Annotated in this window: 20 protein-coding genes and 2 pseudogenes; 18 read left to right on the plus strand and 4 right to left on the minus strand. The window is 50.5% G+C overall.

The window, feature by feature from the left end:
- Window positions 1–6: 6 nt before the first annotated feature.
- The 6 genes from ACM1PF_RS16270 to ACM1PF_RS16295 all read left to right on the plus strand — a co-directional run bounded on the left by ACM1PF_RS16270 (window position 7) and on the right by ACM1PF_RS16295 (window position 4,255).
- Window positions 7–498 (plus strand): hypothetical protein, encoded by a 492-nt coding sequence (locus ACM1PF_RS16270; RefSeq protein ID WP_416676329.1) that lies wholly within the window; start codon window positions 7–9, stop codon window positions 496–498.
- Between the two features lie 209 nt (window positions 499–707).
- Window positions 708–893 (plus strand): hypothetical protein, encoded by a 186-nt coding sequence (locus ACM1PF_RS16275; RefSeq protein WP_416676330.1) that lies wholly within the window; start codon window positions 708–710, stop codon window positions 891–893.
- A 214-nt stretch (window positions 894–1,107) separates the two neighbouring features.
- Window positions 1,108–1,524 (plus strand): secondary thiamine-phosphate synthase enzyme YjbQ, encoded by a 417-nt coding sequence (locus ACM1PF_RS16280; RefSeq protein WP_416676331.1) that lies wholly within the window; start codon window positions 1,108–1,110, stop codon window positions 1,522–1,524.
- Window positions 1,525–1,582: 58 nt separating this feature from the next.
- Window positions 1,583–2,407, plus strand: a complete 825-nt coding sequence (locus tag ACM1PF_RS16285) for a class I SAM-dependent methyltransferase (protein WP_416676332.1) — start codon at window positions 1,583–1,585, stop codon at window positions 2,405–2,407.
- A 123-nt stretch (window positions 2,408–2,530) separates the two neighbouring features.
- Window positions 2,531–2,668: a hypothetical protein gene (locus tag ACM1PF_RS16290; RefSeq protein ID WP_416676333.1), complete on the plus strand. Its 138-nt coding sequence runs from the start codon at window positions 2,531–2,533 to the stop codon at window positions 2,666–2,668.
- Between the two features lie 630 nt (window positions 2,669–3,298).
- Window positions 3,299–4,255: an RNA polymerase sigma factor, RpoD/SigA family gene (locus ACM1PF_RS16295; protein ID WP_416676334.1), complete on the plus strand. Its 957-nt coding sequence runs from the start codon at window positions 3,299–3,301 to the stop codon at window positions 4,253–4,255.
- A 142-nt stretch (window positions 4,256–4,397) separates the two neighbouring features.
- Here ACM1PF_RS16295 and ACM1PF_RS16300 read toward each other — a convergent pair whose 3' ends face one another.
- The 3 genes and pseudogenes from ACM1PF_RS16300 to ACM1PF_RS16310 all read right to left on the minus strand — a co-directional run bounded on the left by ACM1PF_RS16300 (window position 4,398) and on the right by ACM1PF_RS16310 (window position 7,857).
- Window positions 4,398–4,925, minus strand: coding sequence for a CAP family protein (locus ACM1PF_RS16300; RefSeq protein ID WP_416676335.1), 528 nt, complete (start codon window positions 4,923–4,925; stop codon window positions 4,398–4,400).
- 137 nt (window positions 4,926–5,062) lie between these two features.
- Window positions 5,063–6,646 carry a DEAD/DEAH box helicase gene (locus ACM1PF_RS16305; RefSeq protein ID WP_416676336.1) on the minus strand — a complete coding sequence of 528 codons (1,584 nt, stop codon included), beginning with the start codon at window positions 6,644–6,646 and terminating at the stop codon, window positions 5,063–5,065.
- Window positions 6,647–6,907: 261 nt separating this feature from the next.
- A pseudogene (locus tag ACM1PF_RS16310) lies at window positions 6,908–7,857 on the minus strand (IS1595 family transposase).
- A gap of 396 nt (window positions 7,858–8,253) precedes the next feature.
- Between ACM1PF_RS16310 and ACM1PF_RS16315 the strand changes: the two are divergent.
- From ACM1PF_RS16315 to ACM1PF_RS16360, 10 genes and pseudogenes are all read left to right on the plus strand, one after another.
- The gene (locus ACM1PF_RS16315) at window positions 8,254–8,826 is read left to right on the plus strand and encodes a hypothetical protein (RefSeq protein WP_416676337.1); all 573 of its coding nucleotides are present in this window, start codon (window positions 8,254–8,256) and stop codon (window positions 8,824–8,826) included.
- Between the two features lie 157 nt (window positions 8,827–8,983).
- Window positions 8,984–10,153, plus strand: a complete 1,170-nt coding sequence (locus ACM1PF_RS16320; RefSeq protein ID WP_416676338.1) for a transposase — start codon at window positions 8,984–8,986, stop codon at window positions 10,151–10,153.
- A 57-nt stretch (window positions 10,154–10,210) separates the two neighbouring features.
- Complete coding sequence (locus ACM1PF_RS16325) at window positions 10,211–10,771, plus strand: hypothetical protein (RefSeq protein WP_416676339.1); 561 nt, start codon at window positions 10,211–10,213, stop codon at window positions 10,769–10,771.
- A gap of 263 nt (window positions 10,772–11,034) precedes the next feature.
- Entirely contained in the window at window positions 11,035–11,925 is an 891-nt protein-coding gene (locus tag ACM1PF_RS16330) for a hypothetical protein (protein WP_416676340.1), read from the plus strand.
- 296 nt (window positions 11,926–12,221) lie between these two features.
- A complete protein-coding gene (locus ACM1PF_RS16335; protein ID WP_416676341.1) occupies window positions 12,222–12,428 on the plus strand; it encodes a photosystem I reaction center subunit IV in 207 nt (68 codons plus the stop codon).
- Between the two features lie 66 nt (window positions 12,429–12,494).
- Window positions 12,495–13,333: pseudogene (locus tag ACM1PF_RS16340) on the plus strand (DNA-formamidopyrimidine glycosylase).
- Between the two features lie 279 nt (window positions 13,334–13,612).
- Window positions 13,613–15,193, plus strand: coding sequence for a gamma-glutamyltransferase (gene ggt, locus ACM1PF_RS16345; RefSeq protein WP_416676342.1), 1,581 nt, complete (start codon window positions 13,613–13,615; stop codon window positions 15,191–15,193).
- 106 nt (window positions 15,194–15,299) lie between these two features.
- Window positions 15,300–16,898, plus strand: coding sequence for an L-lactate permease (locus ACM1PF_RS16350; RefSeq protein WP_416676343.1), 1,599 nt, complete (start codon window positions 15,300–15,302; stop codon window positions 16,896–16,898).
- A 203-nt stretch (window positions 16,899–17,101) separates the two neighbouring features.
- Entirely contained in the window at window positions 17,102–17,335 is a 234-nt protein-coding gene (locus tag ACM1PF_RS16355; RefSeq protein WP_416676344.1) for a hypothetical protein, read from the plus strand.
- 206 nt (window positions 17,336–17,541) lie between these two features.
- Entirely contained in the window at window positions 17,542–18,324 is a 783-nt protein-coding gene (locus ACM1PF_RS16360) for a sulfite exporter TauE/SafE family protein (protein ID WP_416676683.1), read from the plus strand.
- Here ACM1PF_RS16360 and ACM1PF_RS16365 read toward each other — a convergent pair.
- Window positions 18,319–19,167, minus strand: a complete 849-nt coding sequence (locus tag ACM1PF_RS16365; protein ID WP_416676345.1) for an urease accessory protein UreD — start codon at window positions 19,165–19,167, stop codon at window positions 18,319–18,321. The two genes, ACM1PF_RS16360 and ACM1PF_RS16365, sit on opposite strands and share 6 nt — an antisense overlap.
- A 262-nt stretch (window positions 19,168–19,429) precedes the next feature.
- Between ACM1PF_RS16365 and ACM1PF_RS16370 the strand changes: the two genes are divergently transcribed.
- On the plus strand, window positions 19,430–22,522 hold the full coding sequence (locus ACM1PF_RS16370; protein WP_416676346.1) for a Fe2+-dependent dioxygenase: 3,093 nt from the start codon (window positions 19,430–19,432) through the stop codon (window positions 22,520–22,522).
- A gap of 523 nt (window positions 22,523–23,045) precedes the next feature.
- Window positions 23,046–25,973, plus strand: a complete 2,928-nt coding sequence (locus ACM1PF_RS16375) for a putative Ig domain-containing protein (RefSeq protein WP_416676347.1) — start codon at window positions 23,046–23,048, stop codon at window positions 25,971–25,973.
- Window positions 25,974–26,041: the final 68 nt, after the last annotated feature.

The following is a 26,041-nucleotide window of genomic DNA, read 5'->3' on the forward strand; positions in this document are numbered from 1 at the left end:
GATTCAATGGAATTTGAGCCGAAACCAGATGGATTTGTCACACTCAATTTAACGATTCAAGATGCGCGATCGGTGCTGGATCAACAGCAGCAACTCCGACAGCTTTCTTTAACTCAGCTCAATATCTTGTTTGTCACTAATACGGCTCTGTTAACGGTGTTATCGATTTCACGATTGCTGTTTACCGTGAGTCTTTTTAGCGTTGCAGAAGTCATCGGGTTTTTGTTCAGTTTTAGTGTGCTAATTTACGCCCTCCTGCCGCGTCAGCCCCTTGTGACACCGAACCTGGAGGATCAGGAATCGATCGAACGGTATCTGGCCCTTTCCCCCGATGAGTATCGGCTGCAAATGCTGACAAATTTAATTGCGGTGTATCAAGCCAATAAGCAGCGATTGGATGACATTACTCAGGCGCTCTCCCTGGCGACCTATTTTGTCTGGGCCACACTGATTATTACTCTGTCCCACGTCCTCTGGATTGTGTCGCTGGCGCTTTAGATCGGGGTATCCCAGTTTGGCAGTTGTGGGGTGGATAGACTGGCAGGCAAGATGCCTGCACTACGAAAATCGCTCGGGCTGGTTCCACCGTAGGGACACTTTGGGGACTGGCAGTTTAAATTGGAAAAAGCTATTGTTAAAGGATAGAGATAGTCAATTCTGATTATCTCCATGTTTGGAGTGAATTTAACTCTTTACACCTTCAAAATATGCTTGCAGCTCATCCATCCGTTGAGGAATCCACCGATCGAATCAAGCTTCCCAAGCCTGATTTGAAAAATATTACGGTGTTGACGAACAAACTCCCCAACAGTCCCATCCTGCCCTGGAACCACTACGACTCTCCCTGGCTGGATGATGAGGCGGCGGAAGATCCGCCTGAAACCGCAGACTAGATTTAGAGCTTCAGGGATTAGAGATCCTGGATTGAATAACCTGATTATTGAATAACCTGATTGCCGTTCTGCTGCTTTGACTGGGCGGGCAGGATGCCCACCCCACAAGAATTTCGGGTGATTGAATTTCAGGTGATTCCGTTTGCCTGCCTCAGGGCGGAAATGGCTCGTTGTTAAGATTGAGCTTTGAGTGTTCAATTTGAGTTTCCCGTCCATGACCCATTACCAACAAGCTGTCAAGGTAAAAACAAGCGGCAAGGCCCTCCACAAAGTCACCTCTAAAGTGGCTGATGTTGTGGCCGATTCTGGTATTCAAACCGGGCTTTGCACCCTGTTTTTGAGGCACACCTCCGCCAGCTTAATCATTCAAGAAAATGCCGATCCAGATGTACTGACTGATTTATCTAACTTTTTATCCAGGCTGGTGCCAGAGGGCGATCGCTACATTCACAGCACCGAAGGCCCAGACGATATGCCTGCCCACATTCGCACGGTTTTAACCCATACTTCTGAACAAATCCCGATCGCCAATGGTCGCCTGGTGCTGGGAACCTGGCAGGGCATTTACATTTGGGAGCATCGGCAGCACAGTCATGTCCGGGAGTTGGTGGTGCATGTTATGGGGGAATAGATGGAGGAAAGTTGAGCGGGATGGGTATTCTGAGGATGAGCATTTACCTTTTGCTTTAGTGACTCCCCCAAGCTTTTATACCCTTTGCTATATGGACTACCAACGGTTTCTCAAGGAATTGCCCACGCTCTATCGTCATTGGGGAACGGAGCAGGTGCAGCCCAAATCCGATCGCTTCCAGGCGGTACTCAGTCAGGTGCGCGGCATGACCACGCCAAACGTGATGCAGTTACTCAACTGTGCGATCGCCTGCATGGAGGCCAATGAAATTTATTGTGAAGTAGGCAGCTTTCGGGGTTCAACGCTGATTGGGGCATTGCTGGATCATGGCGATCGTCTGGCCTATGCCGTGGATAACTTTTCTGAATTTGATCCATCCGGCGAGGGCGAAGCGATCCTGGCAGCCAATCTGGAATCTTTTGACCTGGCAGAACAGGTTTGCTTTTGCAATCAAGACTTTGAAGCGTTTTTCTATGACCTGGGACAGTTGCAAGGTGACGATCGCATTGGCGTGTATTTATATGATGGAGCCCACGACTATCGATCGCAGTTAATGGGCTTGCTGTTAGTGCGACCCTTCCTGGCGGATCAGTCCCTCATCATTGTGGATGATAGTAACTGGAGTGCTGTTCAGCAGGCAAATTGGGATTTTATTGCCACTCATCCCCAGTGCCGTTTGGAGCTGGATCTCGCCACCCCTGAAAATGGTCACTTTACTTTCTGGAATGGTTTGCAGATTCTGAGTTGGGATACGCGCCGCACTGCCCCCTGCGACTGGGAGGAGATTCAGACCCACCGCGATCGAGACTTGCTGAACGCCATTTACAATTTGCACTTTGAATTTGAGCAGCAGCGGGAAAAATTAATCTCCCATAGGAGCTAACTGGACAGGGGGACAACTCTGGGTCAGAATTGGCGAAAAGGTTGGTCATAGGGGAACATGGAACCGATTCTGATTATCGCTGCACTCATAGTTTCGTTCCTGGTCTTCACTTTTTTGCTGAGAGTGGCAAAATCTGCTATCAGCACTGCCGTCACGATTGCGATCGTAATTTTGCTGCTGCAATTGTTCTTTGGCGTTGGGCCGGGTGAACTGTGGGAGCAAATTGTTAGCCTGTGGCGCGGCTTGCTACAGAATTTTTAACCATTATTTCTTAGAAAAAATTAATGAAGTTAAGTGTGGGTACTCTCCTCTTTCTTAAGGTAGAGTTCAGCCGATTTGTTCTCCAGGATGCATTTAGCAGAGGGAACAAAGGGTATTCTGTACGTATTAGTTGAGATAAACAACAACAATCCTATTCCTAAGACTGTGACAAAAGAGTTAAAAAATGTTACGATTATTAGAAATCGTTTAGCAGTAGCGGTTTGGATGTAGTTTTGGTGGCGTTTATCTAATTTGTTAGTCGATTACATCACGCTTGACTGCATGGCATCCCGTTCCCGCTTGGTTACATTGCATTCATTGCTCACCTACGGCTTAAAGCTGAAGACTGTATATTGGCGTTCTATGGATATGGGCTAGATCAGGACTTGTTAAGAATTTGGTAGGAAGGCGGTCAGATCTTTGCCCCCGTAGCTTTCAGTAGCTGCACCGCGCGTTACACTCTTCTGCTTCAAGGCTTCCGCTTGATGTTCAACATCTTGACAAAGCGTTACAACCTTGCTGAGTCACAGCTTTGGCTTTCTTGATTTTCAGGAAAATCTTGAACTTGACTCTTGCGCAGTTAGTACATTTGTCCTAAACTAAGTTCCTCCTAGTTCAAGACCCGGCGATATGAAGACTACTCAGACCTCTGCGGATATGGTACGTGCTTACTTACGGGAGATTGGTCGTGTTCCCCTGTTAACGCACGAGCAGGAAATTCTGTTTGGTAAACAAGTGCAGCAACTGACCGCACTAAAGGATATTAAGGCCGCTTTGAGTGAGCGTCTCGGCTATGAACCCTCTCTGGCAGAATGGGCAAAGCAAGCTGATCTGACAACGGAAGAGTTGGAGCAGTCCCTTGAAGAGGGGGAACAGGCCAAGCGGAAGATGGTGGAGGCAAACCTGCGGCTGGTTGTCTCGGTGGCGAAGAAATACATCAAGCGCAATGTCGATCTCCTGGATCTAATTCAGGAAGGGACGATTGGCATGCATCGGGGAGTCGAAAAATTTGACCCCACAAAGGGCTATCGGTTCTCAACCTATGCTTACTGGTGGATTCGGCAGGCCATCACCCGAGCGATCGCCGAGAAGGGACGTACTATCCGCTTACCGATTCACATTACTGAAAAGCTGAACAAGATTAAGAAAGTCCAACGGCAATTGGCCCAGCAACTGGGGCGGACTGCCACAATCTCAGAGTTAGCAGCCGAACTAGATTTGTCTCCCAAGCAGGTGCGCGAGTATCTGGAGCGATCGCGGGTTCCCCTATCGCTGGATTTGCGGGTGGGAGACAATCAGGATACAGAGTTGGGCGAATTGCTGGAGGATACTGGGCCATCCCCGGAGGATTTTGCAGCTCAGTCTTCCTTGCGAACCGAGTTGGAACAGTTGATGGCAGAATTAACCCCCCAGCAGCGGCAGGTCTTAGCGTTACGCTTTGGACTGGATGATGGACAGGCTCTCACCCTGGCCAAGATTGGCGATCGGTTAAACATTAGCCGGGAGCGGGTGCGCCAAATTGAGCGGGAGGCTTTGACGAAGTTACGGAAGCGCAGAGCCGATATTCGGGAGTATCTGGCCAGTTAAGCTTGAATTTGACTTGAATTTAAACAGTTTAAGGAGTGAGGCTGGTTATGTATTGTGTTCTAACCAGGCTGCCACTTCGTCCGGCTGGGTGAAGTCTAAGGAAGCTTCGCCCAGATTCCGTCAGTCAAAAGAGAGGCTTGCCCTAATACACCGATCGCCCCATGTAGTTACCGGGAGGATCATAACGGCAAACCAGAATATCATTCCCTCCGGCTGAGGCGAATCCACAACCAACTTGAGCCGTATCGCGCCAGATGATTTGGGTGTAGTGCCCTACGTCAAACCAGCTTCCGGTGGAACTGACTGCCGGAAAGGCTCCTGCGGTGAAGTACTGCTGTTCAGCTCCCCAGCGGTTGACCATGTCGCTATAGCTGAAATGTCCTGAGGTTCCCATCCAGAGATTTTCACCCTGATCGGCAACCTGACTATGCTGCAAGGTATGACCGCCGATCGCCGCCAGATGATCGGCCCATTCCTGGGCCTGTTCGGCCAGAGTATCTGACCAGGTGAGGGAAGGGACGTTCACCTCAGTGCGGTACTGATTGTGGGTCGTTAAAATATCGTCAACGAATGATGAGTGGGGCAACGATGCAGGAGTGACTTCAGGGGTTTGGGCCAGGCTGATTAGCCCTAAAAAAGCTGTAAGCGTCGTCGTTTTGGGTGGCATCATCTTTGGATCTAAGTAAAACTACTGAAGCTGTAAACGCTGGAAATCGAGCCTTGGTTAGGCTGCGATCGACCCGTAGAGAGTCTCTCAGATTCGCACCCGATCTGCAAGACGGATTCAATTGCGAAATGTTGCAGTGTTCAACGAAATACTTCCTGCCAGCCTTCTGTGCCGCATTCCTGCTGAAATTCCTGAATCACCCAGGTCAAATCTTTCCCCAGTCGTTGCGCCACTTTGATTAAATAGTTCCGATAGGCGTACCGATCCTCCAGGCTGGGCATATCGCCAAAAATGGAGCCAAAACACCAGTCGGGTTCCGGGGCACAGCCAAATTCTTTCTGGAAAACTGCGATCGGCCAACTGGGGGCAGCTCCTTCTCGGTAGGCTTTCTGACGCTGCGATCGGAAAAAGTCGTACATTTTCCGGCGTTCGATCTGGTGAAGCACCTCTTCGCTGTAGACTTCAACCATCGCTTCGGTATTTACAGCCGGTTCCGCTGGCCAGATGTAGCCACAGCCAGGGCAGGTCATGATAAAGCCCCAGGTGAGGCGGTTGCAGTCGGGGCATTGTTTGGTGGGGGTGACTTCGGTGGTTCCCGGTTCGCGGCTGGTTGGCAATCGGTATGCTTGAATATCTTCTGGAAAACCTAATCGTCGCAAATTATTGGCCTGATCCAGAATAATGCCGTAGCGTTTTCCGGTAGCTGGAGAGATCCGCAGCAGCCGTCCGACTTGCTGATAGTGGAGTGCCTGGGATTGGGTAGGGCGAAGGAGTAACCCCACTTCAACGCTGGGTTCATCAAAGCCGATGCTGATTACATTGCAGGAGGTGAGGACGAGCAATTCCCCAGTGCGTAGAGCGTTGTAAAGCTGTTGTCGTTGTTTGATCGGAGTACTGCCATCGACAACCGCAGCACTCACATTCGCAGCTCGAAAGGCTTCAGCCACATGGCGGGCGTGTTCTACATCCACGCAGAAAGCGATCGTCCGTTTTCCGGGGGTGAGACGATGCCATTCTTCGACGATGCGCTGCACCAGTTCGGGGCGATCGCAGGCATTTTTCAAGTCCCGTTCATCGTAATCTCCGGCGCGGGTGCGAACTCCCTCCAGGCTGATTTGGGAGTCGGTGGAAACGCCGTAGTATTGCATTGGGGCGAGGTAGCCCATGCGCTGAAGTTCGGCGGGAATCGGGGAAGCCACGAAGCTGTCCATGTGATCGCCTAATTGCTCTTTTCCCAGGCGATAGGGAGTTGCGGTCATGGCCAGATGAACGGCTTTGGGATGGGTGCGATAGATAATCTCCTGCCCAATTTGGCTGAAGACGGTGGTATGCCCTTCGTCAAAAAACACGACATTGGCAGGAAATTTGCGCCACCACGATCGCTTTTCCATGGTCTGAATGCTGGCGATCTGGATTGGAGCGGTGGGATCTTCCTGCCATCCGGCTTTGATAAATCCACAGTGCAAGCCAAAGGACTGCATTTTCTGGTAAGTCTGCCGCACTAAGACATCCAGATGCACCAGAAACATGAGTTTCAGTCCTCGCGCAGCCGTATCAGCACAGATCTTACCCCCAATCACGGTTTTTCCGGCTCCAGTTCCCGCAATAATGGCAACTCGACGATGACCCTGCCCCAGTCGGGTGTACAGGTCTTTGATCAGTTGGCTCTGGTATGGACGAAGGGTGGGAGGGTGCAGCGAGGGTGGGGGTGATTTCGCTGGCATCGGCTAATTCCTACGAGGGGCAAATAAGTGCGATCGGCTCTAAATTCTACAACATTCGGGCTGATGTGGTTCAACATCAACAATCTACAGATTCGTGTAGCGCAGGCATTCTGTTTGCCAGTAGGGTACATGCGATCGATGACGCTGTAAATCCTCCTGACTACGTTCTTGAATCCGATCGTTTGTAGGGAGCGATCGGGTTTGGGCGGGGATGTAAGCAGAACAACATGACAGCCTAAGAATAGGGCTAAGATCAAGGCTCTATAGCTGTTTCGGGGAGATAGGCAGCAGGATTTCCAGGAGAGTGGAAATTAAAGCTCTGCCTCTTTTACGTGCATTGTGAACCACTTCAAAAAAGCCCAGGTACACCGGCAACTTCTCTTGAGAAATCCCTCGATGAGGTCGTAACCATGAACGCAGCAACGACCAAAACCCTTCCATTGTGTTGACATGGATTTCATAGAATCCATCGCCATCCTCATCGCGGGCATACTCCCCACTCCCATGACACACGGTTTTATGCTCATAGCCCCAGCATGTCAACCCATTGTAAATGCCATACTCATCTGTATAAATCTGGCTTCCAGGAGCGACCGTTGCTTGGATGAGGGGTTTAATCGTCTCTTGCTGGACATTTTCCAGCATCCGAATCACCACCAAGCCGTGACGTTGGATCATGCCGAAAATCGGCGGCTTTTCTTGGGCAAGCGTCCCCCGTCCCCGAATCCCTTTGAGCTTATGGCGCCGTCCTTTGCGCCCCTTTTTTTGACTTCATGGGGTTGGCCTTTATGCCCCGCTGTCAGATACACTTCGTCGAATTCGACCTCTCCACTTAAGTGCACCTCCGGCTTGTTGTCCACAATGCCTTGACGCAGTTGCATCGTCATCTGGTAAATATCGTCCTTGTCCAGGGCTAACTCGGTGGCAATTTGTTCACTCGATAGGTTCAGTCCCATCAAATACAAGCAGCCAATCCACTTTTGCAAGGGTTGATGATGCCCTGCAAAAATCGTATCGCTCAGGTCGTCGAAATGGGCTTTACAGGATTTGCAGCAGTAACGTTGTCGCTGAGGTTGAGTTTCATCGCGGCCATTTTTGACCACCTGCTCACTCTGACAGCGAGGGCATCTCACCCCTTCAGACCAACGAGTTTGGCGAATCAGTTGATAGCATTTGGCATCGTCAATCAGAGTACTCAAGTTGATACTCATCGCACCTAACCCCTACAATGCTTCTGCTATCCTAACAGCAGCTTCCCCTACACCTCCATCTCCCTGAAACACCTATTGAGCCAAGATCAAAATGGAAAACATCCAGAATTTTGCTGCATATCTCCCTTCAGCAGGGCTATTATGCAGACTACCTGCTGTTCATTCACCCAAATCAAGTGATTATACAGCAGATAATCTGTATAACTGCTCGTACTGGGTAGTTATACAGAGTAACTCTATACAATAAATTGTTCGGCTGCTTAGGCTTTCGGTGGAGGTCATTCTCGGAAGTTTATCTGTGGGAGTTAACAGCCCAATCAGGAAAAGTAAGCTTGTCAAAGCATTAGGTAAAGATGTTGCTACAATTTCACCAAAGTAATTCTGGTTTCAATGCCAATGGTAGAAGCATTGTTTGGGATTTTTGGGGTATTGCTCGGTTCATTGATTTCGTGGGTGACTTCTGATCGTCATTCCAAAATTCAAACTACGCTCGAATTGCACCGAGAATTTAGCTCAGAAGATGTACTTCTATCAAGAAACACGGCTGGCAGAATTCTTGTTAAATATCTTGATAAGCCCTTGGTTCAATTTTCTGCATCTTTAGAACCGGAAGAATATTCTCATATCTGGAATATAATTCATTTCTATCAACGACTTTGGGTCTCTATTAAGCACAAGCAAGTTGTTTCTAGTATGATCCCTGACCTTTTCGGGGAGGTGTTTATGAGATGGTATATTCCATATTTTGAAACTATGCTTGTTCCACTGAGTTGGAGTTCCAGTAAAAAAATAAAAGAGCTTAGGGATTGGTTTGAAAATAATTCCTCTCAGGACGATTTTAGAGAGTGGATCAGGTTGGCTCGACAAGATCGAGAAGTAGTTATGCAACGCGCTGGACTGTTACCAAAGGATTCAAGTTTGCCAAATCCGCAGCCGAACAATCCGGTTGGAGCGGACTGGCAGGGTTAGCCAGTATTAAGTTGTGGGATTTTGCAGCCGCTCAACCGGAACGATTAGACCCTGGCTGCCTGACAGAAGTAGGTGAAACCGAATAAACACGAGGGAATTGGCGAAAAGGGTAGAGAGACATGAGAGGCTAGAGTTATCACACAAACAGCCAAAAATCATGACAACCTCTACCCATTTGTATAGTCAACTATTCGACCAGTTGCGTCAACACAGTCGTGTGTGCGACCTACGTCACTTGAAAGCCCTGGGATGGATGGTCAGTGCCTTGCTCTGTAGTGGAGAATTGAACTTAGCGGCATGGGAGCCGTATGTGCCCAGTCGAGCGACCAAAGCGCAAAGTACAGAACGACGCTGGCAGCGATTTATGGGCAATTGCCGCATCAGCGTGGTGGCAATCTACGTACCGTTGGTGCTAGTAGCTCTGAGGGGATGGCAGCACCAGCGCTTGTACTTAGCCTTGGATACAACGGTTCTATGGAACCGCTTTTGCATGATTCATCTATCGGTGGTGTGCTGTGGACGAGCCATTCCCCTGCTGTGGCGAGTTGTGGAACAGGGTAGTGCCACCGTTGCCTTTGAGGAGTATCAACCCCTATTGCGCCGTGCTCGGTGGCTGTTGCGCCATCATCCTGATGTGATGCTGTTAGCCGACCGCGGCTTTGCCAATCACCAATTGATGCAATGGCTACGCCAGAGCCGTTGGCATTACGGTTTGCGATTACCGTGTGATGTGTTGATCCATACCCAACGACGCTCTCCCTCGATGGTTGGGACGCTCTATCCTCCCCTGGGCGAAGCCCGTCTGTATCAGAATGTGGGCTTGTGGCTTGATGGTGAGCATCGCTGTAACTTGGTTCTGGCAACGGTGCAGGGAGCCAAAGATGCTTGGGCAGTCGTGACTGACGAAGCTCCAACCCTACAAACGCTTTGGCAGTATGCCTTGAGGTTTCGCGTCGAGGAATTGTTTTTGGACAGCAAGTCTGGTGCCTTTGAGTTGGAAGATTCGCGTTTGCGCTCCCCTGAAGCTATAGTACGGCTCTACTTGGTCTGCGCCATTGCCCTGCTTTATGCCACCACTCAGGGCATGGCGGTGCAATTAGCGGGGTTGCGCCAACAGGTAGACCCCCATTGGAAGCGAGGCATTAGCTATCTCAAAATCGGGCTGCGTTGGCTCCAAGGAGTCATGCACAAAGGCAGAAAACTCCTCTCTCCGGTTGCTCTGCTGCCCCAAGACCCGCAACCTGTTTTTGCTTCCAAACGAGCAGAACGTGACTTCTATAACCAGATTTGGTTCACTCGCATCTGTTCGTTAACCTGTCAGCCATAATTCTACGAAGGCGTAAAAAGATGTGGCAGGCAGTCAGGTATTACCACTTCCGTGCTGGTGCCACTGATTGCTTTGGCTGTGGTGACTGCGGCCCAATCCCTCCCCTATTTTGTCGGGGCAAACATTGGCACTTCAACCACCGCAATTATTGCGGCAACTGCTTTAGCCAGCGATGGGGATCCAGCAGGGGTGGCTGCTTTAAATTTGGCATTTGTCCATCTGATACTTGAGTTTTTTGCCATTGCAATCTTGTTTCCGATCCGACAGATTCGTCACTTTCCTGTATGGTTGGCAGAACACACCGCAGGCTGGTTTGGTCAGGGGCGATTCTTTGCGTTCGGCTATATTGCGCTTTTGTTCTACCTGCTGCCGTTTGGTGGTGTTTGGTTAACGGGAGATTTAGAAATCGCCGATTTTTATGAGCCTGTGGTGCCGCAAGAGGTGCAAGAGTTAGAGGCAGGTGAAGCGGATGCTGAGGAGGTCGAAGAAGATGTTGAAGGCGTGGCAGATGCCGACGATGCGGATGATGCCAATGGTGATAACGGTGACAACGGCGATAACGGTGGCAACAGTGATAACAGTAACAATGGTAATAATGGGCTAGACATAGACGTTTGAACCAGAATCAATGTCTATTTCATGTTCAATTCAATAGGGGAACCGGAGCTCATCGATCGTGTTCTTCCGGTTCTCTAGATTTGTTTTGGATCAAAGGCCAGTTTCTGATGATCTGTTTTTGATTTTTCAAACAAGATTTGAAGCTTAAAGGGCAACGATCGGCTGTCCAAACTCCGTGTTTTCCGCAAGCAAATAGAAAGAATTTAGTTTATTCTGAAAGAAGTAGTAAAGATTTTATGATCGTTATCTCCGGGGGTGGAGGAATGCATCGATTTTCACTCATCACAAAGTTTCCACTGGTTGCGGCGACGGTTTTTGCCATGACGATCGGTGGATGTGCTTTGCCAAGCGGTCTTTTTGGAGGTGGCGAAACTGGAGAAGAGACTCCAACCGAAAGTCCCGTGGCAGTTTCTCCCACCGATGAGGCAGCCGAACCAGCGGAGCAACCCACTGAAGAACCCGTTGCAGATGCAGAAGCTCCCGTCACAGACACCGTGACTGAGGCTTCCCTACCCCGCGATTTAGATCTGATCCCCTCCACCGATCCAGATCAGCGTCTTCAGTCCCTGGATGGAGAACGAAATGATCCATTCTCCCTCGTGCCCACGACTCCTTCCGTTCAAATTACGATTACCGAAACCCCTCAGCCCGAGGCTCCAACAGCCCAGACTCCCCCTGGCACAACGGGCAATGGTACGACCGCTCAAACTCCGACTCCCCCTGGCACAACGGGCAACGGTACTGGACGAACTCCGACGACCACTACCCCGACCACGCCAGGTGGGCTTGCGCCCATTCCAAACCTGGTGCCTCAACCCTCTCCTGCGGTTGCCGCCGCGCCCCTGCCGCCTCCCCCACCCCAACCCGTTTTAGCCAGAGCCGTTGAAGTGTTGGGAGTGGTGCAAATCGGCAGTACGTCCTACGCGATCGTGAATGCACCCAACGAGGCCAGCAGTCGCTATGTGCGGGTGGGGCAACGGCTCTCGAATGGACAGGTCGTCGTGAAGCGCATTGAAATGAACGGGCCAGAACCTGCTGTGGTCTTTGAGCAGTTTGGTATTGAAGTGATCACATCAGTGGGTGAAGGCGGTGTTCCTGATCCTTCCCCTGCTGCAACCTTGCCGACTTCTGCCCGTCCCAACCAGCCGGGATAACGGTGAAGCGAAACCCAACTTGATGATTTTCAATTCTCAGCAATAAAACTTAAAACGAAAATCAACCGATCGACCTGACGGAGTAGTACGCTGAAAAACGATCGCAGTTTATTGCTTCCCGGATTTCTTTTCTGAGGAAGCCGTCTTATTAAGTCTCTATCCAAAAACCCGATCGGAGTTTTGAAGTTCAAAGCTTTGAAGTTCAGAGTCTTGAGATTCAGAGTCTTGAAATTCAGCCCTCCGGTGGTGTCTCGGATAGGCGTTAAAGATCAATAACCTTAAAAAGGAAACGACTCATGGTTCAACGCGGTTCTAAAGTTCGAGTTCTTCGGCAGGAGTCTTACTGGTACAACGAAGTGGGCACTGTAGCTTCCGTGGATCAGAGCGGTATCAAATACCCAGTGATCGTTCGTTTTGAAAAGGTGAACTACAACGGCTCCAGTGGTTCATCCGGCGGAGTCAATACCAACAACTTTTCTCTGGAAGAACTGGCTGAAGTTTAACAACTCACGGTCGGGACAGGTCAGAATAGACAAGTCCTGAACGTGGTTGGATCTACGATTTGAATTGTGCCAGAACTACCAGAGGTTGAAACCGTTCGACGGGGTTTGAATCAGGTAACCCTTAATCAAACTATTACGGGTGGGAAAGTGTTGCTCGATCGCACCATTGCCCACCCCTTTTGTGTATCTGAGTTTCTGGGGGGTATCACCGGAGCCGCGATCGTCCAGTGGCATCGTCGAGGCAAATATCTTCTGGCCGAATTGAGTCCGAATCATGGCTGGCTGGCGGTTCACCTGCGGATGACAGGACAACTGCTATGGGTTGCTCAAACCCTGCCGCTTCAAACCCACTGCCGGGTTCGTCTCTTCTTTCCCAACCAGCAAGAATTGCGCTTTGTTGATCAGCGTACTTTTGGGCAAATGTGGTGGATGCCGCCTGATCAACCGCCAGAAGAAATCATGTCCGGACTGGCTGCCCTGGGCCAGAACCCTTTTCGGATCAGTTTTCGATCGCCTACTTTGCTTCCAGACTCCACAATCGCCATCGTCCGATCAAAAATGCCCTGCTGGATCAAACGATCGTGGCAGGAATAGGGAATATTTACGCCGATGAGGCCCTCTTCCTCAGCCGCATTCACCCCCAAACCCACTGCGCCAAACTGACCCTGGAACAAATGACTACGCTGCATGGCGCGATCGTGCAGGTGTTGTCCGATGCGATTAACGCTGGAGGGACGACCTTTAGTGACTTCCGGGATGTGCAGGGAATTAACGGAAATTACGGTGGTGTGGCCTGGGTCTACGATCGCAAAGGCGAACCCTGCCGCATCTGTCTGACTCCCATTGAGCGGTTAAAGCTAGCCGGGCGATCGGCCCATTTTTGTCCGCAGTGCCAGTGTCCGTAACCCCACCCCCCCACTCCCCACTCCCCCCTCCTGACTGCTGACTCCCCTTATTTATCTTGATTTCCTGACATAACGCCCATTTGTATACCGATATACGACAAAACACTTCATAAATTCTTAAATTTCTTTGCAAAGGCTTTTAGATTCCAGGATGCAGAACGCCAGGGGAATTGTGTACCCGGTATACAGTCCCTGCGGTTCTCATCGGTGGGATGGAGTGTCGTCGTTTTTCTCAGGGCAAGCAAAATGTCTGCCAACGTCCGATATCCAACGCGCCCTGTGGCATTAGGGACCCGCGGAATGGTGGCTTGTCCCCATCAGTTAGCCTCGATCGCAGGGCTGCATACCTTACAAAAAGGCGGAAATGCCGTTGATGCAGCTATCAGCATTAACAGCACCCTCGGGGTGGTATACCCGCATATGACCGGAGCAGGGGGAGATTCCTTCTGGTTGATTTATGATGCCAAAACCCAGAAAGTTCACGGGCTGAATGGGTCTGGGCGATCGGCTCAATCTGCTACTTGCGAATTTTATCGATCGCAGGGGTTGCAGGCGATTCCAACTCGTGGCCCCCTGGCGGCAATTACGGTTCCAGGGACGGTGGATGCCTGGGCAACCGCTCAAGCTCGCTTCGGCAAACTGTCCTTAGGGGCAGTTCTGGAGCCTGCCATTCAGTATGCTGAGTCTGGTTATCCGGTGTCGGCATCTCAGGTGAACTGGACGCGCAGGAATGAGGCTCTGCTCACTGAATATCCCTTTTCCCAGAAGGCATTTCTCCCCAAAGGAATTCCAGAAGTGGGAGCGGTACTGACGAATCCAGGGTTCGCCCATACCCTGCGATCGATCGCCCGCCACGGACGGGATGCTTTTTATCAAGGGGAAATTGCCGCAGAGATTGTTCGATCGCTCAAGGAACTGGGCGGGATTTTGACCCAGGATGATTTTACGGCTCACCATTCAGACTGGGTAGAACCGATCACCACGACCTATCGCGGTTACACGATCTGTGAAATGCCGCCTAACACTCAGGGCTTTTCGGTGCTGCAAATGCTTAACCTGTTGGAAGGCTTTGATTTGCAGGCGATCGGGCATGGTACGGCCGATTACTATCACTTGATGGTAGAAGCCACCAAAGCTGCCTTTGCTGACCGCGATCGCTGGTTGACTGACCCTGATTTTGTCCAGATCCCCCTCGATCGCCTAATCTCCAAAGCCTATGCTGAGGAGCGTCGTCAGCAGATTGATCTAACCACAGCCAGTTCCTATCAGCCAGGGGCGATCGGAGGTGACACGACCTTTTCCGCCGTGGTGGATGCGGAGGGGAATGCGGTGGCGATGATTCAAAGCCTGTATTTTGACTACGGCTGCGGCATCGTCGCTGGGGAAACGGGTGTAGTTTTACAGAATCGTGGTGCTTTCTTTTCGTTGGATCAAACCCATGCCAACTGTCTGCAACCCGGCAAACGCACCTTCCATACCCTGATTCCCGCCATGGCTTTGAATGCTGACGGCAAACCGGAACTGGTGTTCGGCACGATGGGCGGCGAAGGACAACCCCAAACCCAGGTGGCGATGCTGACTCGCGTGATTGATTTTGGCTTTGATCCGCAAACGGCGATCGACTTGCCCCGATGGCTCTATGGACGCACCTGGGGAGCTGAAAGTAGTGCGTTGTCACTGGAAGGGCGAATGGATACTGGAATTGCTCACGCACTGTCCCACAGAGGCCATCCCGTTAAGCTGATCAACGACTGGGCGGAAGCAATGGGACATGCCCACATGATTCGGATTGATCCAACAACTGGAATTCTTCAGGGCGGTTCTGATCCGCGCAGTGATGGGATTGCGGTGGGATGGTGAAGTTCATTCGCCTATTTAGATTCGTCGCAATCGCGGTCAATGTACCAATCGCGTTCAACGGACAAATGGTTTTATTCCGCAAATAATCTAAGGGAGATATTACTGTATGGAGGCTTACGTTACTGGCTTAAATTGGTTTCTCACCTTTTTACCGATCGCCGTGTTGTTAATTCTGATGATTGGCTTTCGGTGGGGGGCAGCAGAAGCCGGCCCGATCGGCTGGATTATTGCAACGATCGCCGCTCTGACGGTGTTTCAGGCTCCTTTAACGCTGGTGGCTTTAGAAAGCGTGAAGGGGTTATGGGCAGCATTTTTGATTCTTTATATTGTGATCTCAGCCATCCTGATCTATGAAGTCACTCAGGAAGCCGATGCCTTTGAACCCTTCCGCCGAGGAATCGAACGATTTTCACCCAATCGTCTGATTCAGATTCTGGCCTTTGGTTGGGTGTTTGCTTCTTTCTTGCAAGGGATTACCGGATTTGGAGTGCCGATCGCAGTTGCAGCACCGCTATTAGTCGGAATTGGAGTGCGTCCCCTGTATGCCGTAATTATTCCGCTGGTCGGTCATGCCTGGAATAATACCTTTGGCACATTAGCAGTCGCCTGGTTAACCCTGAAGGAGGTGACGGCCCTGAGCGAAGCCGATGCCGCTGTGACTGCTCTTTATGCGGCTGGATTTATTTGGGTGATCAGCATTGCTGGGGGATTACTGGTGTGCTGGCTCTACGGGCGTTTGGCGGGAGTGCGGGAAGGTTTAGCCGCCGTGATTCCGATTTCCCTGGTGCAGGGTGGATTGACGATCGTGCTTTCGCAATGGAATGACACGATTAATGGATTCATTGCCAGTGTGGTTGCCTTTGCCCTGATCTTTGTAATTGGGAAACTGCCCCAGTATCAGCGTCCTTCGGTGGTTCGCTCCAGCCGCATTTTTACAGATGTTCCCAGAGGCGAAGCAGCAGGGGATGAGTTACCGCAACCGCAAATGGGGGTTCATCAAGCCTTTACACCGTACTATTCCTTGTTGGGCCTCACCTTTGGCATCCTGCTGATTACTCCGATTAAAAACGCCCTGGAATTCTTTCGGTTCGGCTTATCCTATCCGGAAACGGTCACCGGGCTGGGCTTTGCCAATGGCTCCACTGAAACCAGCGTCACGATCTTTACTCACGCTGGAACCTTCTTGCTGGCGGCCGCTCTCATTGGTTACTTCACCTTTGCGGCAATGGGAGCCTTCCGGCAGGGAAGTATGCAACGCATTTTAGGTCGAACGCTTGATAAATCCGTACCCTCAATTATTGCCGTCTCTTCCCTCGTCACCATGTCCTTTGTGTTACGGGGTAGTGGACAGGCAGAAGTCTTAGCCTATGGCGTGGCGGAAGTGGCCGGTGGATTTTATCCCTTCCTATCTCCCTACATTGGTGTCCTGGGAGCATTCATGACCAGTTCCAACTTGGCTTCCAATGCCCTGTTCGGCAGCTTCCAACAGGTGACAGCCCAGGTGGCCAACCTGAACGAGTTCGCCATTTTGGGAGCCCAAACCGCAGGCGGAGCCACTGGAAACACGATCGCCCCTGGTAACGTGCTTCTGGGAACAACGACCGCAGGGATTTTGGGACGGGAAGGGGATGTACTGAAAGTCACCCTACCGCTGGCGTTGTTGATTGCAGCGGTGATTGGCGTGGTGGCGTTGATAGTGGCTTAGGGAGTGAGGAGTGAGGGGTGAGGAGTGAGGAGTGAGGGGTGAGGAGTTATTTTCCGTGGCGCGGATATCTTGCCTGTTAGTGACATAGAGCTAGAACTGAACCTGGTTTTATTCTCAGTCCTCAGTCCTCATCACTCAGTCCTTCGCTACAGAAACTTAAAGGAAACAAAATTGATTGAATTCAACTGATTGGAGGAACGTCAATGCGAATGAGTTTGAAAGCAAAATTACAGACGATCGCGGGAGTGATTGCCCTGTTGTCAATGCCCATTTTGTACATTGGGGGGATTTCGGGTAATGGCTTTTTGGAAGTGCTGGGCTTTTTGATGTTGGCATTTGCCATGCTCAGTACCCCTGCCATGAAGCTATTGATGAAGGAGCAACAGCAAACTTTGTCTCGATCGGAACGGGCACGGCAGCAAGCTGGACGGTTGTAAAACGCTCCCTTTAAACTGATGGGATGAGCAAGGACACGCTCCTTCAACTATTTCTCTTGTGGGATGGGCATCTTGCCCGTCCTTCTCCGAAGATTCTAGGATGGGCAGCATACCTGCCCTCCAGCAATACTCTTGTGGGATGGGTTGCCCGTCCTTTCCAACCAGGTAGACTCAAACTAAACCAACTACAGGAACGTAGGGCAGGAATGGAAGCGAACGGAATTCTTTTGGCACTGGGCGGCATCTTTTCAGGGGTGCTGGCTGGATTTTTGGGCATTGGGGGAGGGGTTGTCCTGGTTCCGATCATGGTGGCTCTGGGGTTTATTCCCGTTCAGGCAGTCGCCACAAGCAGTCTGGCCATCTTAGTCACCTCGATCGCCGGTAGTATTCAGAATTGGCGCATGGGATTTTTTGATACCCGTCGCGTTTTGCTGTTGGGCTTTCCAGCGGTGATCACAGCGCAAATTGGGGCGTACTTAGCAGGTTTGTTTGTGCCCTATTTGCTTCTTGCGGCCTTTGGAGTCCTGTTGCTCCTGAATATTTACCTGGTGGAGATGCGAAAGCGAATTATCGCTAGAGGAGGGGATTCTACTAAACTGTTTAGCCCCCTGGCTGCCCGCTTAATCACTGGGGGATTAGCTGGATTTTTGGCGGGTCTATTTGGCGTAGGGGGTGGGGTGATTATGGTTCCCCTGCAAATTCTGCTGTTAGGAGAACCCATCAAAACCGCGATTCAAACCAGTTTGGGGGTCATTGTCATTACAGCGATTTCCTCCTGTTTGGGACACATGATTGCAGGGAATGTTTTGTTTGTACCGGGATTGATTTTGGGCTTTGGCGGGTTGATTGGGGTACAGTTCAGCACCCGGTTTCTGCCCAAGCTGCCTGACTCAGCGGTTAGCTTTGCGTTTCGGGCAATGCTGGCGATGCTGTCGGTATACATCTTCGTTCAGGCATGGCAAAACTATATTGGTTCGATCGAACTATAGCTGCCAGACTCTAGGCGGACAGGCCGGACGGTTGCAATAAGCCGATCGCAAAATTTGCCAGACTTGAATGAACCAGTGGCGAGCCTCTGCGGTGGATTGCCCTCGATAGCGGCAAAGGATTCCGTCCCTTAACCGAGTTGCGCCGACCTCCCCCGTTCCCTGCCAGACCGATCGCGCCTTTTCCACTTCCTCAGGAACAACCGATCGCCCCAGCATGACAAAACTGGACACCACCGGGCATCCCGCCAACCCATGCAGACTGTCCAGCATCTCACTCCCCCCCTGAATTCCCTGCGGATCCACCCACAGGAGCCGATCGCCCTGCCACACTTCTATCTTCGATCGCCAGCTTCCACTGGCAAACCGTTCCCCTCTAGCACTCCGCCCTAATCGCGTCATCTCCCACCCAAACCAGATGGCATTGGCCGCCAGATCCACCCGCATTTCCTGCTGATACACGGCCCCATCAAACACGATCGTCTCCTGGGGAAACCACTCCAGACAGGCTCCTGCCGCGATCGAGATCTGGGTGGTTTGCTGCGCCTCTTTTCCACTTCTGCCATACACCTTAGCGGCTGCGGCTGTTGTGACTAAGGCCTGGGCGTTGGGGTGAAGAATGATTTGGTTAGAGAGCCGATCGCTGCCGACAATTCCCCCTGCTGTATGCAGCATGACGCTATGACAAACGGCATCCCCTTCGGGATAAAACGGTCGCTGTATCTTGAGGGGAGCCTGGGCGTGGCTGTGGCTCAGAATCGTTTTAGAGGAGCGATGCAGAAATTCCAGGTGGAGATGTCCGCGCCAGTGGGAAGCTGAGGAGGGGGAGGCAGGAGAAATGGGCAACACAGAAGAATGGAACTGGAGAGTGGAACTTGAGAATAGAACTTGAACGGGTCAGACGCGATCGGCTAAGAATTACCAACGGTATGACCCAAAGCCTACCGCATCTCTTCCCCTCTCTGCAAATCTGGTACAACCAGGGATGAAATCGTGGATTAAAGCAAAACAGCCAAACGGCGTAGATGCTGATTCAAGCGCAAATCTGGGCATATTGAAAATAGACCTGTTTCTTGTCCGGTTGCTTGAGCAACTCTTGAATTGCTTTATGCCTCGTTCTTCTCTACAAACCCCCGATGCCTCCAGTGATTCGACCCCATCCCGTTCGAGGCATGATTCGAGTCATGAAATGTTGCAGCAGGCAATTCAGCTAGGGCAAAGGGGGCATTGGGCTGAGGCAATTCAGCACTGTCGTCAACTAATGGCACAGATGCCTGATCACGTTCAGGGGCATCATTTTTTAGGGTTTGCGCTGCTGCAAAGATCAGAGCATTCGGAAGCGATCGCCCATCTGCAACGGGCGATCGACCTTGACCCAACGCAGGCAGAGATTTACAGCCACTTGGGATTGGCATACTGTCAGGCAGGACAGCTAGAAGCGGGGATTTCTGCCTATCAGCAGGCACTCATGCTGGAACCTGAAGCATTAGACATACGATATAACCGGGCGATCGGGTTACAGAAGCTAGAACAATGGCAAGAGGCAGCCCAGGAATTTTTGCATTTGCTGGCGCAGGAACCACATTGCATTGCAGCCTATTACCAACTGGGCAATGTTTCACAAAAACAGCAAGACTTTAACACCGCATTGAGCTACTACCGCAAAGCATTGGAATTGTCCGATCGAGCAGAAGTAGCAGCCGTGCCGCTCAACCGTTTGTTTGCAGTGCGTCTAGAGGCAATCTGGTATAACCTGGCTGTTGCGCTTCAGGAGCTTGGGGAAACCCAGCCTGCATTACAGGCTTGTCAGCAAGCTTTACAAATTCAGCCGCAGTATAGTGAAGCCCACAACGCGATCGGCACTTTGCTAGAAAAGCAAGGGCGCAGGGAAGAAGCCATTTTCCACTTTCAGCAAGCCCTGCAACGGATGCCAGACTACATTCCCCTGTTAAGCAACTGGGGCAACCTGCAAACGCAACAACGACAATGGCAAACTGCTGAAGCTGCCTTCCGCCGCATTTTGCAGCTTAATCCTCAACACCTCAAAGCGCTAAACGGTCTACTCAAAGTATTATTGCAAACCGCCCAATGGACAGACTTGGCTGAATTAACTGAAAAACTGTGGCAAATCGGGCAACACCAAATTTGTACAGATATTGTCCCTTACGATGTGCTTTCCCTCAAGCTTTCGGCTGCCCAACAGCAAGTTTTAGCCGAAAACCATGCTAAGGCAGTCGCTCAAAAAATTGCCCCACTGCGGCAGCAACTCAACTTCCTATTCCCACCCCGCCACCCCGATCGCCTGCGGATTGGCTATGTCTCTGGAGATTTTCGGAATCAGGCGATTGCCCACTTAATTTATCGGTTGTTTGAACTGCACGATCGCCAGCAGGTTGAAGTGTTTGCCTACTCGCTGGGTAAAAATGATAACAGCCCTTACCGCCACAAACTAGAAGCTGATTGTGATTGTTTTCAGGATGTGCAGGGTTGGTCGGATCAGGCAATTGCCCAACAAGTTTATAACGATCAGATTGATATTTTGATTGATCTAGAAGGCTATACCGAGTACGCCCAAACCAGTATCTATGCCCTGCGTCCGGCTCCGCTCATCGTCTCTTATTTAGGGCATTCTGGCACAATGGGGGCAGATTACATTGACTATTTCATTACCGATGAAGTTGCTACACCTCCAGAGCAAGCAACTCATTTAACTGAGCAATGTATTTACTTACCCCATTCACACATCGTCACCAACAATCAGGAAGTAATCGCCCCAACTGTATTTCAAAGAAGTGATTTCGGTTTGCCCGATGCAGCGTTTGTTTTTTGTGCCTTTCACAAAAACGCAAAAATTGAGCCGCATACCTTTGCCGTGTGGATGCGGATTCTAAAAAACGTTCCTGATAGCGTTCTTTGGTTAAAAATAAATGATCCGATTGCCCAGCAAAATTTGATTGCCCACGCAGAGCGAAGTGGTATCTCTGGCGATCGGCTAATTTTTACATCCAGTTTTCCCAAGGCAGAATATTTAGTTCAATTGCAATGTGCAGATCTATACCTGGATGCATTGCAGTTTAATGCCTGTGTGACAGCAGTTGACTCGCTCTGGGCAGGGTTGCCGCTTTTGACCTGTGCTGGAGAAGCCTTTGCTTCGCGGATGGCGGCTAGCTGCCTCAGCGCGGTTGGCTTGCCAGAATTGATTACCACCAGTCCAGAAGCCTATGAGCAGCAAGCCATTTACTTGGCTACCCATCCTGATGAGCTGCAAGCACTTCGGCAACGGTTGGTGCAGGCGCGATCGAATGCTCCATTATTTAATACAGAACAAACTGTTCGCCATCTCGAATCTGCTTATCAAATGATTTGGCAAAACTATCAGGCAGGGCTGAACCACCAGCCCATTTATGTTCCCACCCTCCCTGCATCCTCTCCCGTTTCATCTTCCCCATCTTCTGCATCTCCCCCATCCTCCCCGCCGCACTCAAGTGCTTCCAATGCCTCAAACCCTTTATCTACCAATCTCATTGCCCTGCCTGCTGGTTTTTGCCTGCATCAGGTTCTTACCCAGGAGGAGCTGAATTACATCACCTCAAAGTTGAGGATTGCAGAATTTGAAGATGGCAAACTAACCGCTGGTAAATATGCCCAACCCGTAAAGCACAACTTGCAGCTTAAAGATAGCCCGATCGCCACTGAGCTTCGCCAAATGGTAGTGACTGCCCTGACTCGAAATTCGTTGTTTCAAGGGGTCGCGTGTCCTAAGATGATTCGTTCTCCGTTGTTTAGCCGCACTGAAGTGGGAATGCATTATGGCACCCATATCGATAATGCTTTGATGGGAAATCAATTTTTCCGCTCGGATCTTTCGCTGACCCTGTTCCTCAGCGATCCGGACAGCTATGACGGAGGAGAACTGGTAATTGAAACCCATCAAGGCAGTTATCCTGTGAAGCTAGAGGCAGGTTCAGCGATCGTTTACCCTTCGACGACGCTGCATCAAGTGACACCCGTAACGCGAGGGGTCCGTCTGGTTGCCTGCACCTGGGTTCAAAGCCTGATCCGCGATCCGGGCGATCGAGAAATTTTGATGGATCTGGAAATTGCCAGCCAAGCCCTGTTTGAGCAAACGGGCAAAACGAAGGCATTTGATTTGGTTTTAAAGGCTCATGCCAACCTGATGCGGAAATGGGTTGAAATGTAATGCTTTTTAGAAGCTTTGCAGATTGGGGTGATTTAAAAACTTCTGGTAAATCTGGAATGCGTTCGTTAGAACAGGGTTGCAATTGGGAAAGATAGCTATAAGCGAGAAGAGGAAAATAATCCTGTTTCCGCCGTCCATCCTTGTGGCATTTATGGCAATAGACAGAATGCTTCGGACAAGTTCCATGTTAAAAAACTATCCGTTCAAGGTTCCATTCGCCTCACTGGTTCTGGCTTTTGCTCCATTGTCCACTGTGTCCAACGGTTCAGCAGATACATTTTCAGTACAGGGTAAAAACCGATCGATCTAGCCTCACCTTCAGCCGAAAAGCCGCCTGACTTTGAGCATCAATTAGTGTTACAGCTTGGCAGGTATTAGCGGCAAATAAAGCCCTTCAACTCTTTCCCTACCTGAAAGAAGCCGTTGTGCTGGCTTGACAGCCAGCTTCTTTTTGGCTGTTCTGTGACTGCCCCACCCCAAACGTTTCTATCGCAGCAGATAGGAGTCTGCTTTTAGAGTAATTATGGAAAATGAATTAACCTTTTCAGGACAAGTTCGACCGATCGGTGAAACAGTTCAGTTTGTTTCTGGTTCAACAACTATTACTGCTCCAGACATTGCCCTAGACGATAAGGGGAATATTGTGGTCTTGTGGCAACAGCCTTATTCATCACAAGATGGGAAACTGTATGTCGCCCAACGATTTGACCGCAACAACACTCCAGGGGAATTGCTCACGCTTCAGTCTACTGGCTGTTGCGGTAGTTTTACCGATGTGTCCGACATTGTAATGGACGACAAGGGCAACTTCATCACGACCTGGAGCCACGACGGTACGGTTAAAGCCCGAATTTTTGGTGCAGAACCCTCTGAAGCTTTGACGGTTGCTCCGGCTAATTGGAGTAGTTCTACTGCCATCAGTAGAGACAACAATGGTAATTTTGTTGTCACTTGGGGTGTAACAACATCCGTATATAGTGATTTTCCTTCCTGGCATATGAGTTATTCATCTACCATCTATGCTCAACGTTTTGACAGTGCAGGCATAGCGCAGGGAGAGGTGCTTACAGTAGCTGCTTATCCTGATAAGTTAGACAAATCGGATGTAGCAGTTGATGCAGATGGTGATTTTGTTGTTGTCTGGGGAAACGGCAGTGATATCTTTGCCCAAAAATATAGTAACCAGGGAGTCCCAATCGGTAATCAATTGCAGATTGATACTCCTGGTGGCTCTGACCGGGAAGTTCAGGTAGCAACTGATGCCAACGGTAACTTTGTTGTCACCTGGGTTGGTGGTCCTAGCTCCAATGAAGTCTTTGCTCGTCTCTATGACAACCAGGGGCAAGCAAAGGGTAATACATTCAAAGTCAATTCAGATGGATCGGCCAATAATTCTCGTGTGGCGATGGATAAAGATGGTGATTTTGCCATCACCTGGAACCAATCCGTCTATTTCAGTGAGGCAGGTACTCATACAGTTCGGGTACAAGCCTTTAATGCTCAAGGACAATCCTATGGCGATGCGCTAACGCTTGCAGAACGGCATAACTCTGAGTTTATGTTTGGTTTTCCTTTTTCTGCTCCCACCATAGCAATGGATTCTGACAATGACTTTGTCGTTGCCTGGCAGGATTCCCTACAAGGCGAAGGCGGAGGCATTTTTGCCCAGCGGTTCACCTTAAATCCACCGAATGCCGCACCCACTACCAGCGACAAAACAGTCACCACAGCAGAAGACACGCTCTATACCTTTACTGCAAGCGACTTCCCCTTCATTGATACTGACCCGGCAGATAGCCTGAAAAAAATCAAAATCACCACTCTGTCAAATAACGGCTCGCTCTTCCTGGATGCGAATGAGGATGGAGAGGAAGATGATGGAGAAGCGGTTGAGATCGGTCAAGAAATTACTGTAGGCGATCTAAGCAAGCTGAAGTTTGCTCCTGACCTTGACTTTAATGGTTCTGCCACCTTTGAATTTAAGGTCAGCGATGGTACAGCTTTTAGCAGTGAGGCTTCTACCCTGACGGTAAATGTAACTCCTGTCAATGACGCACCAGAGGCGATCGATCTGTTGGGCGACGAAGTAGACGAAAACAAAGCAGGCGCAATCATTGGCAAACTAAAGGTCACTGACCCAGACGAAGGGGATGAGCATACCTTTGAAGTAGATGACGCTCGCTTTGAAGTGAAGGATGGACACCTCAAACTCCGGGATGGAGTAAGCCTCAACTACGAAGAAAGTGCCACGATCGACGTAACAGTGACGGCAAATGATGGGGAGCTTAGTACTGAGGAAACATTCACGATTACCGTCAAAGACGTAAATGATGCGCCGATCGTTGCTAATGCCATTCGAAGTCAGAAGTATCTGCTAGGTCAGGAGTTTTCCTTTACACTACCTGCCGATACCTTCAGCGACGAAGATGGAGATGAGCTAACCCTCAGAGCCACCCTTGCCAACGGTGAAGACTTACCAGAGTGGATCAGCTTTGACCCAACAACCGGCACATTTACAGGAAAAGGCTCATCCATCGCTCAATTCCCGCTGAAAGTAACAGCTACCGACAAGGCAGATGCATCTGTCGATGCTGAATTTTCCCTGACGTTTACAGATTTCTTCGATCACCATCCATGGCCTTGGCCTCATCCAGAACCTAACCCAACCCCAACCCCAACTCCTAACCCAACCCCAACCCCAACTCCTAACCCAACCCCTAGCCCAGCTCCCAATCCGACTCCCGTTCCCACCCCCGTTCCCACCCCCGTTCCAGCTCCATTACCGACTCCAAATCCGACTCCGGTTCCATTACCGACTCCAAATCCGGCTCCCACTCCCGTTCCAGCTCCATTGGGCGGAGGAACCGGAAGCCTACCTGACATCACCTATGGCGAAATTACCAAACGGATTCAAGGTACGCGTAAAGCCGACAAGCTAGTCGGTGGAGACGAAAACGATCTGCTCAACGGAAAAGGCAAGAACGATCGCCTCATCGGACGCGGAGGAGATGACTCGCTAATTGGTGGCAAGGGCAACGATCGCTTGAATGGGGGTGCTGGCAATGACCGCCTCGATGGTAGCCAGGGTCACGATCGTCTGATCGGCGGCCAAGGAGATGATGTATTGACCGGCGGATTGGGTCGAGACACGCTGATTGGCGGAGCAGGCAAAGATACTTACGTCTTCAGCAACCACCAGGCAAGGCATACGGATCTTATCATTGGTTTCGAGTCCGCAAACGATGTGATTGATCTGCGGGGCATCTTTGCGAAACCTGAGTTCCAGGGGGCTTCCCTGGATCAAGTGGTGCGACTAGAGCAAATTGGCTCTGACACTCAGCTTCAGGTTGACACAGATGGTTTAGGTGGCGGCACCAACTTTGCGGCGATCGCAACCCTGCGAAATACGTCTGTCAGTGCGATTACCTCACAAAACTTTGTGATTAGTTAAGCAGGTAGCCTGAGCTAATCGCGTCATAGCCACAGCAATGTAGAAACCGGGGCACTCTCCCCGGTTTT

It is taken from the genome of Egbenema bharatensis FJBBOT/2019, from assembly GCF_048077055.1.
In the GTDB taxonomy this organism is placed as follows: domain Bacteria; phylum Cyanobacteriota; class Cyanobacteriia; order Elainellales; family Elainellaceae; genus Egbenema; species Egbenema bharatensis.

What these genes read in the sequence shown, in the direction of transcription:
- ACM1PF_RS16350 (WP_416676343.1), top strand. Translation starts at nt 15,300, where the DNA reads ATGGAGGCTTACGTTACTGGCTTAAATTGGTTTCTCACCTTTTTACCG.
- ACM1PF_RS16305 (WP_416676336.1), bottom strand. Translation starts at nt 6,646, where the DNA reads ATGCCAGCGAAATCACCCCCACCCTCGCTGCACCCTCCCACCCTTCGT.
- ACM1PF_RS16370 (WP_416676346.1), top strand. Translation starts at nt 19,430, where the DNA reads ATGCCTCGTTCTTCTCTACAAACCCCCGATGCCTCCAGTGATTCGACC.
- ACM1PF_RS16330 (WP_416676340.1), top strand. Translation starts at nt 11,035, where the DNA reads ATGCATCGATTTTCACTCATCACAAAGTTTCCACTGGTTGCGGCGACG.
- ACM1PF_RS16355 (WP_416676344.1), top strand. Translation starts at nt 17,102, where the DNA reads ATGCGAATGAGTTTGAAAGCAAAATTACAGACGATCGCGGGAGTGATT.
- ACM1PF_RS16335 (WP_416676341.1), top strand. Translation starts at nt 12,222, where the DNA reads ATGGTTCAACGCGGTTCTAAAGTTCGAGTTCTTCGGCAGGAGTCTTAC.
- ACM1PF_RS16295 (WP_416676334.1), top strand. Translation starts at nt 3,299, where the DNA reads ATGAAGACTACTCAGACCTCTGCGGATATGGTACGTGCTTACTTACGG.
- ACM1PF_RS16320 (WP_416676338.1), top strand. Translation starts at nt 8,984, where the DNA reads ATGACAACCTCTACCCATTTGTATAGTCAACTATTCGACCAGTTGCGT.
- ACM1PF_RS16315 (WP_416676337.1), top strand. Translation starts at nt 8,254, where the DNA reads ATGGTAGAAGCATTGTTTGGGATTTTTGGGGTATTGCTCGGTTCATTG.
- ACM1PF_RS16270 (WP_416676329.1), top strand. Translation starts at nt 7, where the DNA reads ATGGAATTTGAGCCGAAACCAGATGGATTTGTCACACTCAATTTAACG.
- ACM1PF_RS16300 (WP_416676335.1), bottom strand. Translation starts at nt 4,925, where the DNA reads ATGATGCCACCCAAAACGACGACGCTTACAGCTTTTTTAGGGCTAATC.
- ACM1PF_RS16360 (WP_416676683.1), top strand. Translation starts at nt 17,542, where the DNA reads ATGGAAGCGAACGGAATTCTTTTGGCACTGGGCGGCATCTTTTCAGGG.
- ACM1PF_RS16275 (WP_416676330.1), top strand. Translation starts at nt 708, where the DNA reads ATGCTTGCAGCTCATCCATCCGTTGAGGAATCCACCGATCGAATCAAG.
- ACM1PF_RS16375 (WP_416676347.1), top strand. Translation starts at nt 23,046, where the DNA reads ATGGAAAATGAATTAACCTTTTCAGGACAAGTTCGACCGATCGGTGAA.
- ACM1PF_RS16280 (WP_416676331.1), top strand. Translation starts at nt 1,108, where the DNA reads ATGACCCATTACCAACAAGCTGTCAAGGTAAAAACAAGCGGCAAGGCC.